Origin of the sequence: Methanococcoides sp. NM1, from assembly GCF_900774285.1 — an archaeon.
In the GTDB taxonomy this organism is placed as follows: domain Archaea; phylum Halobacteriota; class Methanosarcinia; order Methanosarcinales; family Methanosarcinaceae; genus Methanococcoides; species Methanococcoides vulcani.
In genome coordinates this window covers 61,942-75,641 of sequence record NZ_CAAGTW010000006.1, presented here as the reverse complement: position 1 = coordinate 75,641, position 13,700 = coordinate 61,942, and the positions used below count along the sequence as shown (strand labels likewise).

General features: G+C 44.2%; 9 protein-coding genes and 2 pseudogenes. 9 read left to right on the top strand and 2 right to left on the bottom strand.

The annotated features are described in order from the left end of the window. The first annotated feature begins 108 nt into the window (after nt 1-108). Nucleotides 109-1,227 (top strand): annotated as a pseudogene (gene tnpB, locus E7X56_RS07270) (IS200/IS605 family element RNA-guided endonuclease TnpB). Between the two features lie 95 nt (nt 1,228-1,322). Here the strand turns inward: tnpB and E7X56_RS12350 are convergent. Then, nucleotides 1,323-1,481 (bottom strand): annotated as a pseudogene (locus E7X56_RS12350) (pirin-like C-terminal cupin domain-containing protein); the annotation flags it as partial. A gap of 83 nt (nt 1,482-1,564) precedes the next feature. On the opposite strand from E7X56_RS12350, the gene E7X56_RS07260 reads away from it, so the two are divergent. Further along, nucleotides 1,565-2,389 (top strand): nitroreductase family protein, encoded by an 825-nt coding sequence (locus E7X56_RS07260; RefSeq protein ID WP_135606147.1) that lies wholly within the window; start codon nt 1,565-1,567, stop codon nt 2,387-2,389. A gap of 54 nt (nt 2,390-2,443) precedes the next feature. Here the strand turns inward: E7X56_RS07260 and mtaA are convergent, their stop codons facing one another. Continuing rightward, entirely contained in the window at nt 2,444-3,481 is a 1,038-nt protein-coding gene (mtaA, locus tag E7X56_RS07255; protein ID WP_135606146.1) for a methylcobamide:CoM methyltransferase MtaA, read from the bottom strand. A 574-nt stretch (nt 3,482-4,055) separates the two neighbouring features. Here mtaA and E7X56_RS07245 point away from each other — a divergent pair. The 7 genes from E7X56_RS07245 to E7X56_RS07215 all read left to right on the top strand — a co-directional run bounded on the left by E7X56_RS07245 (nt 4,056) and on the right by E7X56_RS07215 (nt 13,663). After that, a complete protein-coding gene (locus E7X56_RS07245) occupies nt 4,056-5,519 on the top strand; it encodes a sulfatase-like hydrolase/transferase (protein ID WP_135606145.1) in 1,464 nt (487 codons plus the stop codon). Nucleotides 5,520-5,567: 48 nt separating this feature from the next. After that, complete coding sequence (gene pheA, locus E7X56_RS07240; RefSeq protein WP_135606144.1) at nt 5,568-6,422, top strand: prephenate dehydratase; 855 nt, start codon at nt 5,568-5,570, stop codon at nt 6,420-6,422. A 75-nt stretch (nt 6,423-6,497) separates the two neighbouring features. After that, nucleotides 6,498-7,391: a hypothetical protein gene (locus E7X56_RS07235; protein WP_135606143.1), complete on the top strand. Its 894-nt coding sequence runs from the start codon at nt 6,498-6,500 to the stop codon at nt 7,389-7,391. Between the two features lie 50 nt (nt 7,392-7,441). Continuing rightward, nucleotides 7,442-8,416, top strand: coding sequence for a MoxR family ATPase (locus tag E7X56_RS07230; RefSeq protein WP_135606142.1), 975 nt, complete (start codon nt 7,442-7,444; stop codon nt 8,414-8,416). A 47-nt stretch (nt 8,417-8,463) separates the two neighbouring features. Further along, a complete protein-coding gene (locus E7X56_RS07225) occupies nt 8,464-9,345 on the top strand; it encodes a DUF58 domain-containing protein (protein WP_135606141.1) in 882 nt (293 codons plus the stop codon). Next, on the top strand, nt 9,345-11,216 hold the full coding sequence (locus E7X56_RS07220; protein ID WP_135606140.1) for a VWA domain-containing protein: 1,872 nt from the start codon (nt 9,345-9,347) through the stop codon (nt 11,214-11,216). The genes E7X56_RS07225 and E7X56_RS07220 overlap by 1 nt, the downstream gene beginning before the upstream one ends. Then, nucleotides 11,213-13,663 (top strand): VWA domain-containing protein, encoded by a 2,451-nt coding sequence (locus E7X56_RS07215; RefSeq protein WP_135606139.1) that lies wholly within the window; start codon nt 11,213-11,215, stop codon nt 13,661-13,663. The genes E7X56_RS07220 and E7X56_RS07215 overlap by 4 nt, the downstream gene beginning before the upstream one ends. Nucleotides 13,664-13,700: the final 37 nt, after the last annotated feature.

The window sequence follows — 13,700 nt, the reverse complement described above, 5'->3', positions numbered from 1 at the left end:
TTCAGCCGAGAAGTCCCCTTCCGTAAGGTAGGGGATGAAAGGCGTACTATCCGCATACACCATTATTTTACAAAACATTGATATATTGTTAAAACATATAGTATATTGATGCTTAAAGCCTACAAATATCGACTGTACCCCTCAGAATCCCAAATCGAGATTCTTGTAAAACATATTGGTGCATGTAGGTTTACGTATAATTGGGCTTTAGAACAGAAAAACAAAGCGTATGAAGTTGATAAAAAACACTTGTCGAGATTTGAATTACAGCATCGACTTGTTCATGACCTGAAACCAAACAATGAATGGTTAAAATAAGTCAATTCCCAATCATTACTAAATACACTTATCAATCTCGAATCTGCTTTCACTCGCTTTTTCAGAGAGAAAAAAGGATTTCCTAATTTCAAATCAAGGAAAAATCCCGTACAATCATTTCAGATACCACAACATTATTCAGTGGATTTTGAAACTGATACAATCAAACTTCCTAAGTTGAAACAACCGATAAAAGCAAAGTTGCATCGGAAGTTTGAAGGTAAACTAAAAACCGCTACGGTATCAATAACCCCTACTGGAAAATACTACATCAGTATTCTAGTAGATGATGGAAAAGAATTGCCTGAAAAAGAAATGTTCGATGAAAAATCAACATTGGGAATCGATGTTGGACTTACTCACTTCGCCATACTTTCCAATGGTGAAAAAATCGACAATCCCAAACACCTTAGAAATAGTATGGATAGGATGAAAATCTTACAAAAGCGGACGAGTAAGAAACAAAAGGGTTCAAAGAACCGAAATAAAGCTAGACTTGCAGTATCTACACTTCATGAAAAAATCCGAAACCAGAGAACTGATTTTCTGCACAAAACTTCTTATAAATTAATAAGCGAGAACCAAGCAATTGCAGTAGAAACATTGAATATTTCGGGCATGTTAAAAAACCATAGTCTTGCACAAGCAATCGGTGATGTTTCATGGAGTGAGTTTTTTCGACAACTCGAATATAAAGCAGAGCGGTACGGAAAGACACTATTAAAGATAGGCCAATTTGAGCCATCTTCGAAATTATGTAATGTTTGTGGTTTCCACAATGGTAAAATGACTTTGAAAGATAGATATTGGAGCTGTCCTGAGTGTAATACAGAACACGACCGAGATATCAATGCCGCTATCAATATCAAGAAGTTTGCACTTCAAAATCAAAATCTACTAAATATTTGACACCTTCGGAACGAGGGGAAGAGCCTGTGGACTTGTGAACATAAGTTCAAAGAATGAAGCAGGAAGCTCCATGCGTAAGCGTGGAGTAGTTCACTAAAAGTCCCATTTCTATATTCCTCAAAAGCCACCTTCAATTCTTCCTGCGTGTTCATTACAATTGGACCGTACCAGGCAACTGGCTCATTGATGGGCTTACCCGAAACGAGCAGGAATCTCAATCCTTTATTCCCTGCTGTTGCGACTATTTCATCACCAATTTTCCATCACAGATGAAAAGTATATATCCTCCAGCATCCAACATTAACTGAACTGAATTTTTTGGAGTAGAGGTGACCTGATGACAGTAATATCCATTGACCCAGAGCTGTGTACGAATTGTGAGATCTGCGTAGAGATCTGTCCTATGTCTATAATCCTTCCTTCCAAGGAAGGTGGCACTCCTTACTCGCCTGAGGATGCTGCTACATATTGTGCGAAATGCGGGCACTGCGAGGTATTCTGTCCTGAAGGCGCGATCTCAACTTTGTTCGACTCAACCTATTATCAGCTTCAGGATGATGAATTCCCTTCCATACCTACATCAGAGATAGGCAAATATATGGTAATGCGTCGCTCGATCAGGAGCTATAAAGATGAATCCGTCGATAAGAGCAAAATAGAAGCAATACTTGATATTTCTCGCTATGCTCCTTCCGGAATGAACAAGCAACCTGTACAATGGACCATTGTTCACGATCCTGAGGAAGTAAAAAAGATCACCGGTCTGAGCATCGACTGGATGCGCGATGTCGTGGCAAGTGAAGGAGAACATCCTCTCAAGTCGCTGATGCCGGGTCTTATATCAACTTACGAAATGGGTGTGGATCCGATCTGCAGGGGAGCTCCGCATCTGGTAATAGCACACACGCCAGCTGAGAACCCAACCGGTTATACTGACAGTATTATAGCACTTTCATGGTTCGAACTTGCAGCACAGGCCTTTGAAGTCGGAACATGCTGGGCAGGATTCCTGGCCATAGCAGCTACATCTTACAAGCCATTGATGGATGAGCTGGAACTTCCGCAGGGTCATGTGGTCCAGTACAGCATGATGTTCGGGTACCCTGAACACAGGGTCAATGGGATTCCGGGAAGGGAACCTGCCATAGTTACGTGGAAATGAAAAAGATATCTAGCCCCAAAGAGAGTCATCTCTGGAGAAAGAAGTTCTTTAAGTTTAGAGCTTTCCTTTCTCCAGATAATATTCATCCCTTGCAGCAACGAACGCCTTAAGATTCTTGAGTGAGGTATGCGGAGCTAATCCACATCCTGGTGCAAGGATGTCTATACCATCGTCAATACATGCTTTTGCTTCTTCTTTTACCTGTTCCGGAGGCATTCCAAGAAGCGTTTCTACCGGTGATATATTCCCTATCAGGCAGGCTTTATTTCCAATGATGCTCTTTGCATATCCGACGTCGACTTTTTCCTCGATACTTATGCCATCAAAGCCGGAAGTTGATAATGGCTCAAGGATATCAGAAGCATCTCCACAAATATGTGCTATTGTCTTCCCGTGCACCTTCTGATTGAGTCTCTTATACTCGGATAATATCATCGTTTCAAAGAACTCAGGCGGTATCAGCGCAGGTCCGGCTTCGGAATCAGGTAGGCAGATCACATCAGCCCCATGTTCAAAAAGAGCATTGGAATATTCTATACAGATATCGGTGCCTATTGTGATCAATTCCTTTATGGTATCAGGCTCTGAAATGAACCACATGAGATAATTTCTTGCACCAACCAGTGACATTGCAAGTGCTGCCGGTCCGAGCATCCCTGCAACTACCGGTATGTCGTCATCAACACGTTCTTTTACTATATCTGTTGTTTTCAGGAGAGTCGCTACCCTGTCACATTCAAGGAGATTTTCAGGAATTTCCAGATCGTTCACATCTTTCGGTTCTTTGCAGGGGAAATCAACGATCGATGGCTGCGTATCGTAGGTCCCTTCAATTATCTTACATCCAAGTGTATGTGGAATATCAGTTCCATCAAAAGGATAACGTACAGCTTCAAGCCCTGCGATCTCATGTCCTGCAATTGCAAGAGTTGCCATTTTCTCTGCATCAAAATGTGCTTCCGGCCACTTTGCACCTGCAATATCCATAAGTTCGATAGTGCCTGTTTGAGTAACTGAACAGACCGGAACCTTGTCTACATCTTTGCCTTGTAAAGCTCGCATGAATCTTTCTTTTGGTGTTAGGTCTGTCAATTTCAACCCTCTGGTACTTTGTAACAAAAAATGGAACGGATTTTTTCTTGAACGAATATATGTTTTGAACAAGGATCATTTTAACCCAAGTTTGTCAGTTAAAATTAATATAAATGTTCTTAGTTTTGTTTGAGTCGATCAAAATGCAAACCAAACTAAGAACATACGAAATAGTTCCTAATACCAATATATCTTTTCCGATTGGAACTATCCTGACTGTTGAAAATCTCTACGATGTCCTGAACTTTTCTAGTATATTCAGCAAACATAAAAAACATGGTATTGACATCAACAGACTATTGAAAGCTCTTGTGAGCTATAAGCTCAGAGATAATTTTAGCATCAAAAAAGCACATGAATGGATAAACCGTAAAGATGTGCTTGAACTCTTTGATCTCTATAATATAAACAATAATCACAATATACATATTTGAATATATGTAATTAGGTACAACGTTTGCTTAAATGTACACAAGTAATAAGCGAGATCAGCAAATAACAAGAAAAATAAAAAAATCAAATGAGAAATAAAAAAACAGTACTTATTTTATTCTGAACAAATATTGTCCACAGGATGAGAAACGGGCATAAATCAAATAATATTTGCATAGTCATACGGGTTTTTTTAGTTATTTGCTTTATAGTTTCCTTTACTGCGCCCCCTGCAGGGGCACTTACCCAGATAGATGTCAATCCCATCAGTACACCAGACGGAGCAGTCATTTTAATCATCGATGGACTTGGTTCATCCTACATCTATCCTGAAATCATCCCTTATGCACTCGACGGTTCGATCATTGAAAAGCCAGTCGTCAGAAATATATCCATGTTATCAGACCAAGGCCTGCGAGTGCTTAATGTACTAACTCCCTCCACGGAAGGTGAGAACGGACATTCGGTGATCGTAACAGGTAATTCCGGAGCAACTCCTGCAATGGTTGCTTACACCGATGCAACGATCTATGACATTGCACACAAAAATGGATATCTGACCTTTGCAATCCTTGAAAAAGGAGATATATCGGAAATACTTGCAGAACAGGATATGGTCATACACGACGTTACGACATCCATCAATGACCCACAGATTGAAGTTATTGTAAATTCCCAATATGAGAGCCAGTATGAATCTCTGCAAACATCCATAACGGAGATCCTGGAAACAAATGCAGAATCCGCACCTGGTTATGTTGAACAGCATCCCGAAGGTAGCATTGAACGCTATTACGCTTACAACCGCTGGGCGATGGACACCACGACCGAGGTTATCGACCTTATGCACGAACGTTATCCTGAACAGAAGTTCATCCTTACTGTCAACGTTGGTGCAGTGGATACAGCAGGACTCTATCGCAGGAGTGAAGGTTATGCGGACACTATCGAAGACCTTGACATAATGATAGGTGAACTTTACGAACGAACAAAAGAGAATGACCTTGCACTGATACTTACATCGGACCACGGAATGACATTCCAGTCTGCAGACGGAAGAGGAGGGAGTAAATCGGATCAGTATGCCAGCCAACCTGAAGTCCTCAGGATACCTTTTATTGTAACATCAAAGAACCTGAACAATGAGCTCCTTGAAGGAGAGTTCGGGCAGCAGGACATTGCACCCACCATACTTAGCGTGCTTGACCTGCCCGATGAGATGCGTTTTACAAACGGCAGGTCTCTTGCTTCAAAATGTTATGTTAATTTTAAGGTGATACTGCCTGAAACCGGTACTGTCACAATATACAAGGGCAATGAAATGATCGCAGATGCAATGGGAGATGATTCATATATATTCTATGGACTTGAGCAGGATACCCAGTATAGTATCAGAATGAAAACAGCAGAAGAACCAGAAAGGATCATGGAAAGAACAGTGCTTTCAGATACCGATCAGGTTATAAGGTTTGATCCAACACCGGATGTTTCGAAAGGATTGGGAGATGCAGGGCAAAAAGATACACGCCGTACGATCGGATCTGTTCTTATAGTACTGATCAACCTGGCTGGACTGGGGATTATCTTCATGCTCCTAAAAAAATGACACGTTAGCAACACAAACTATTTTTATAAAGCAGCCCCATTCTAACCGATGATCGTTGGCGTACTTGGACCTGCAGGGTCCTACTCAGATAAAGCTGCAAAAGGCTGGATGGAAAAACAGGGGATCACCGGAAAAGCATCCCTGTTATATTATGATGATATTACCGACACGTTTTCCGCGGTCATCGAAGGAAGAACAGACATGGGGATCGTCCCCATTGAAAATTCCATCGAAGGATCAGTGGGTATCACGCTTGATCTTTTGCTTGAAACGGATGTTACTATTATAGGAGAGGTCGTTGTACCGATTGAACATTGCCTGTTATCCAAAGGCAAGATATCCGACATCCGGATCATACTTTCACATCCACAGGCACTTGCACAGTGCAGGCAGTTCATAAGAGATCATTTCAAGAATGTAGAGATACGCACAACGGGAAGCACATCACATGCTGCCAAACTTGCCAACGAGTTCGAGGAAATGGCAGCCATTGCATCAAAGGAATCAGCAGAAGCCTACGGTCTTAATGTACTGATGCCAAATATCCAGGATAGGGAACAGAACCATACCCGCTTTATTGCTATCCAGAGAACTGACAGGGAAATGGATGAAAGCAACACCAATGAAGCTTATGTCCGCAAGACATCCGTAATAGCCTATATCGGGAATGACAGGGCTGGTTCCCTTTATGAGATCCTCGGCGAATTTGCAAAGCGGGACATTAATCTTACAAGGATCGAGTCAAGACCATCCAAGCGTTCGCTCGGTGACTATCTGTTCTATATCGATCTGGAAGGAAGCACATCCAATGCAGCTATAAAAGATGCTCTATATCATATTGATTCCAAAGTATCCATGCTGAAGGTTCTTGGCTCTTATAATGGCTACCCGCTGGATAGCTAAACACACATTTTTATATAAAGGGATGAATAGTGGTCGTAGTAATCTTAGTAATTTATCATTAAGGGATATGTACTTATGGATATTGATGCATTTATTAAAAAACAGGAGTCTGCTGCTAATAAATACAGGCGTATCTATAAGATACTTGATTTTTCTATTATCGCATTAATATTATTCACTCTGCTAAAGATACTGAAGATCGACCAACTGCTTTTCAAATTCAGGACCTTCGAGCTCTATGCAGATTCAACATATGGCCCTGCAGATGCTATCTCTGCAGGAAGTCTTTTCATCGCATCAATATCCATCTTCATTGCGATCCTACTTACCTTTGCTATACACTTCCGGGACAGGAAGATACAGATAGTACCACTTATCGAAGAAAAGTTCCCTTCACTGAACGAGAGGCTACGCACAGCGAACGATAACAGGAATATCCATAACATCATTGTTGACGAGCTCATGGGCAATGTCCTCGAGATCGCTTCAAAGGTCAACTCTTCCGAACTTCTCGAAAAGAAGAGGTTCAAGGCAAGCATGGCACTTCTTGTTGCCTCCCTTGCGATCTTCAGTTTTGTTGTAGTAACCGACTACCAGTCAGGCGTTGACCCCGATGATCTTGCAGGCCTGATCGAAGACCTGCCATTCGTGCCTGATAAAGAGAATGCAACATCTCCGGATGAGATATTTCCACTGGAAGATGACGGAGACGGGAACGGCGGTGATGAAGATCTTATGGGTGAGCCGGCTGTAATAGTGGTTGAAGGAGAAGAGGTCGACCTGTCACTCCCGCCGGGAGCAGGAACCGGTTTTACAGCAGGTGAAGAAGGTGAGGAACTACCCCCTGAATTTGTGAGCTCGTCCGCCTATGAGGTTGGACTTATGTCATCCCCGGCCTATTATGAGCAACTCCCCGAAGGGTATGAGAGTATCATAAAAGAGTACTTCGAGGAGATGGCTAAGAACTAAAAATATCACATTAACATATTCGATCAATTGCAATACAAGGAGAACATTAAATGAATTCCAATGACGCCGGATCCGGTGAACTTGAACGGGTCTACAGAGGTGCTGGAGATGCCTTTGCAGCACTTTTCAATGAGATATCAAAGGTCATAGTCGGACAGAAGGAGACAGTTGAAGAGATCGTCATTGCGATCCTGTGCAACGGTCACGCACTGATGGAGAGTAATCCCGGACTTGGAAAAACACTGACAATCTCTACTATGGCCAGGACGATGGACCTCGATTTCAGCAGGGTACAGTGTACTCCGGACCTTATGCCTGCAGATATAACAGGTACACATATCATAGAGGAGAGAGGCGGAAGCAAGGAATTCAAGTTCGAGCCCGGACCTGTCTTTGCAAATATAGTCCTTGCAGATGAGATAAACCGTGCTTCCCCAAAGACCCAGTCAGCATTGCTTGAGGCTATGCAGGAAAAGCAGGTCACTGTTGGAAATGATACGTTCCTGCTTGACAAACCATTCTTCTTGCTTGCAACCCAGAACCCTATTGAGATGGAAGGTACTTTCCCGCTTCCTGAAGCACAGCTTGACAGGTTCCTTCTGAAGATCCTGCTGGACTATCCGTCCTTCGATGAAGAAAAAGAGATCGTTAGACGCTACACGCAGTATGATGAACCACAGGTCAAAAAGGTGCTTGACAAGAGAATGGTGCTACAGTTGCAGCGTCTCACAAGGGATATGCCAATTGCTGACGACATAAAGGACAGAGCCATCAAAATAGTAATGGCAACACGTAAATGGACCGATTTCATCGAATATGGAGCATCCCCGAGAGCATCTATTGGTCTGATACTTGCAGCAAAAGCACGTGCATTGGTAAACAACAGGAACTTCGTCAGCAACGAGGACATCGAGGCCATGGCATATCCGATCTTAAGGCACAGGATCATCCTGACGTTCGAGTCTGAAAGGCGTGGTATCACACCGGACCAGGTCATTAAGGAAATATTAACAAAGGTCAAATGAGTTTCTGATAAGTGCAGCCTATGAATAACGAAAACAGATATTGAACCATGAGTGACAGGAAACACAGGATCGATGTGGATTTCTTCCGCCAGCTGGACCGCTTTACTTTCATGGTAAGAAAGCGGGTGTCCAGTGCTTATGCCGGAAGCAGGCGTTCAACCCATAGCGGCCGCGGTCTTGATACCCTCGGATATGTTGAATACCACCCGGGAGATGACCTGAAATCCATCGACTGGAACGTATATGCAAGGTCTGAGAAGCTCTATGTGAGAGAGTTCGAAGAGGATAAATCAGTAACTACCCACATACTGCTGGATTCCAGCAACAGTATGGACTATTCGACGGGTGATGTTACAAAATACGAGTATGGAGCCATGCTTGCAGCCGGTTTTGCATACCTTGTCACCAAGGACAACGACAAGTTCGGCATCTCCACATATGCCGAGGATATAGCGATCTCCCAGACACACAGAGGCAGACGCTACCTTCTCAGGGACATCGACCGGCTGGCAGAAGTAGATCTTGAAGGTAAGACCGCATTGAACAGCTGTGTTGAGCAGTACGAGCGTGTTATACATTCACGGTCACTTGTCGTCATTATTTCAGATTTCATGGAAGACTTAAGTTCCATTGAATCTGCCATTTACCGATTATCGCATCATGACCTTATGCTTATACAGGTATTGGACTCTTCAGAGAGCGATCTGTCCATGCACGGACATGTAAAGCTCCTGGACCTTGAGACAGATGATGAATTGAAGACATACCTCAGCAACAATTTCAAGGATAAATACCAGGAAGAGCTACAGGCACACATCGATGGAATTAAAAATATCTGCGACCATGTTGGTGCCGATTTCTTTACATTTACAACTGATACACCCATATTTGATGCGTTCTTCCATACAATCAGCGGGAGGCGCCTTTAATGCCTTTTGAGAACACACTCGGACTTGCAGCCCTTGCAAGTGTGATCCCTCTTATCATATTGTACCTGTTACGACCAAAGCCACTTCAACTGAAGATCCCGTCCCTGATGTTCCTAATGCGGGCAGAACAGAAGAAAAAACGATTTGCTTCCCTGAGAAGACTGATAAGGGATCCTATCTTCCTTGCACAATTACTGGTGCTGATTCTATTATCCGTTGCAGTGGCAGCTCCATTCTACACATCCGAGGAAAGCCTGAGCGGAGAGCACACTGTCTTTGTCATCGATGCTTCTGCAAGCATGAACACTGACGGAAGGTTTGACAGTGCTACTGAGATCGCAAAGACCTATGTCAGCAAGAAGAACAGCATCATCCTTGCACAGAACATTCCGGTCACCGTTCTTGAAGCCGGAGGTGCTTCGGCTACAAAGGACACTCTGGACGGATTATCGGGGAAAGGCACTGTGGTAGACCTGTCCAGTTCCATAACGAGCGCCATGCGAATGCTTTCTAACGAAGGCGGAAGGATAATAGTCATATCTGATCTCACCAACTGGGAAGGTGAGGATCCAGTCTCTGCAAAGAGACTTGCGGAATCCTATGGCATGAAGGTCAGTTTCGTCAGAGTAGGAGCCCCTGCGGACAATGTTGGCATAATACAGGGCTGGCTCGTGGCTGAAGAGTACGGCTACACATACAACTGTGTCGTCAAGAACTACAAGGAAACCACACAGAACGTCAACCTTGAGATCGATACATCCGGAAGCGAGACAAAGAAGAGCGTTATACTTGAGGTAAAGCCATTCTCAACCAACCAATTCAAGTTGACAAACCTGGGACCCGGTGTCACAACACTCAGGATAACAAAAGATGACAGCCTTATAACTGATAATACAGCTTACATATCGATCCCTTCGGACGTTCACAACGATTTGCTCCTTGTGACCGATGTTAAGAACTCACCGGCATCAGTTGCACTTTCATTGCTGCCGAACATAAGGGCAACCCAGTCGAACAATGTCCCGGCAGACCTTGGTGACTACAAGGTTGTCGTGATAGACACACAACAAAGAGCACTGACCACCGAAGAGGTCACACTTCTTGATACTTTCATAAACAACGGCGGAGAAGCACTTTTCATTGCATCTTCCACACTTGACCCGGCAGTTGCGAACTTTGACCTGCTAAAAATACTCCCGGTAAAACCAATTGCTACAATGCAAAGCAACAACGGGGAAACGCTTAAGGTTGTACAGGAGACCAGGCTGACAGAAGATGTGAGATTCGAGGATATCGCAGTTTACACTTACCTGAATGCTACCATTCGGTCAGATGCGGTCTCACTTGTGAATACCGATTCAGGTATCCCGATGCTTGCTTACTGGAGTGTCGGTGACGGAACAGTGATGTATCTGGGCCTGAGCGATGAACTCGGAGAAGATGCATGGAACAACTTCCATAACCTGCCGGAGTATCCTGTCCTCTGGGCAAAGCTCATCGCATGGCTAGGTGGTGCAGGGGATATCGGCGACTATAATGTCCAGACAGGTGCCATATCCGCACTTTCAAAAGAGCAGGATGTTTCCACACCAACCGGAACCGTGACGACCAGCAGGTTGCTCTATGATGAGGTCGGGATCTACGAGGTTGCGGGAAAGGACATCGCTGTCAACCTCTATGACGACATGGAATCCGACACCACCATCGATTCATCCGGTGTTATGGACCGTGCCACAGCACAGGATGGTTCCCAGATCGTTAGGGAAAGTACCTACACATCCAAGAATTACATTGACATCTATCTCATCATCATTGCCATGCTGCTGGTGATCGTTGAGATCCTAATTATCAGAAGCCGGGGTGAGCTATGATGTTTACTTTTGAAGAACCACTGGTACTGCTACTAATCCTGCCAATAATCGCCGGCGGACTGTATCTCATCAAAAAAGGTGCAAGAAAGACATTGATACTTTCACGCATCATAGTGCTTTCATTGCTAGTAGTAGCACTGGCATCCCCATTTTCAATTGTCAGCGAGGTCACGAGTGATGATACACCCCAGATAGTGATAATCTCTGATGAGACCAGCAGTATGCAACTCTTCGAGGAAGGAGTGGGTGATAATGTCTATGAATCCCTGACCGCAAACACGCCGACGACCCTTGTCAGGCTCTCAGGAGATAGCAGTTCTCTCGGGGATGCTGTCGAGCAGTATTCCAGCGGGGATAACCAGATCGTACTTGTAACGGATGGTAACAGCAACTTTGGAAAGGACCTTGAAGAGGCTCTCCAATTCGCCGAGGAAGTCGGTACTACAGTTTATTCAGTGGAACCGGAACTTGAGGAGAATGACATAAGCGTACAGATACTGGGCGATAAGACAGTGGTCATCGGAAACGAGAACCAGTTCGACGTGCTTGTCTCACAGGCAGGGGATGAAGAGATAAGATATAGCTTTGAGGTCTACGCAGGAGATACACTTGTCAGGAGTGGTACCTTCACACAGCAGACACGCACAAGGACCATACGTGTACCTTACACGTTCAAGAAACTTGGTGCACAGGAGTTAAGCGTGAAGCTTACACCCCTAACATCCGACAAGGATGGCATTAATAACGAGTTCTACAAAGCTATCTATGTTGTACCCAAGCCGAATATCAAACTAATGACCAGCGATACTTCCGCACCTCTTGGAAATGTACTGTACAACTTGTATGATGTGTCCAACACGAACGAGCTCACAAACATTGATGATAAGAAGACAATAGTCCTCGATAACCGCAACATAAGGACACTTTCAGAAAGTGATGTCGTGATCCTCAAGGAATTTGTAGCTGATGGTAACGGTCTTGTGGTCGTTGGGGGAGAGACCTCCTTTGATCAGGGCAATTACCTGAATTCATCATTTGAAGATTTACTGCCGGTGCTCTCAAGACCAACAGACTGGAAAGGTGGCAGGAGCATTGTGCTTATAGTTGATGTGTCCCCGAGTATCAAACAAGGAACCGTAGCTGAAGATGTCCTTGGTAATGCACTATTCATACTTGAGAATGAGAACCTGAGAGATGCCTACGCAGGTGTTATTGCCTATGGAAGCGAAGGTATCGATGTATCGGGAGGTTTGGTTTATCTTGGAACATATTCTAACGTAATAAAGCTTGAAGAAGATATATCTAAACTTACGTCAGACGATCTCAGCGAAACATCCTTGGACCAGGGGCTTCTCATTGCACAGGACTGGCTTGAGAACGAGGTAGGAGAACTGGATATAATTATTATCTCGGATGGTGGGATTGGACAAAGTTATGATGAAAGCTTAAAAGTTGCAGAAGACATCCAAGGCGAAGGGGTTAATTTCTATTTTGTTCACGTGCGTGAGAGAGGTGTTAATGATCAAAAAGATCAATTTACTGGAACATATTATGCGGAAGACCTCATGGAAACTGTGGATGGTATATACTTCCCTGTGGAGAGAGGAGAACGTGCAAAGCTGGAGTTCGAAGATCAGGACATCCCCGACGATAGCGAGGAAGATGTTCCACTGATGACATCATTCCCACTTATTGAATACAACCCGAACCACTTCATCACCCGCAACCTGGAAGTTGAAGGCAATGTCACCGGCTACAATGACGTCACACCAAAAGCAGGTGCCGACAGGATCGTTGTGACAGCCACAGGCAAACCGGTCATCACTACATGGAGATATGGGCTTGGAAGGGTGGCAGCCATTACCACGGATAACGGTAAAGGCGGACAGGCAACATGGAGCTCACAGATGTACTCCGGTAACAATTCAAGGCTGATATCCTCAACCATGAACTGGGCGATAGGCAATCCACAGGTCGAGGAAGGAACCGTGGTCGAAGGAGATGATACATGGTTTGGAAGTCCTGCAACCCTCTACATTACACGCTACGATGAAGGTATCCCGAAACTGAAGTACAAGGGAGAGACCCTTGAGCTTGCGGTCACAGGTAAGAATACCTATGAGACCACGATAGAGCCAAAGAACATCGGAATGCATGATGTTTCAGGTTATCCGATAGCTGTGAACTATGCTATCGAATACCGTGATGTCGGCCTGAACGAGAACCTGCCTGTGCTCATCAAGGCAAACGGTGGTAAGACCTACAGTGAGAACGAAGCACTGGCACTGTTACTTACAGATGCTAAGGCTAACTCGCTGAAAAGCGTTCAGCAGCCGGTCAGCAGGAAATTATACTTCCTTATTGCAGCATTACTGCTCTTCCTTACAGAGATAGCAGTAAGAAGAATAAGGGAGATCAGGGAAGCAAATAGGGAAAGGGCAGAGTGAACGAATTCTGCCTTCCTTTTTTTTTCAAAAACGCATG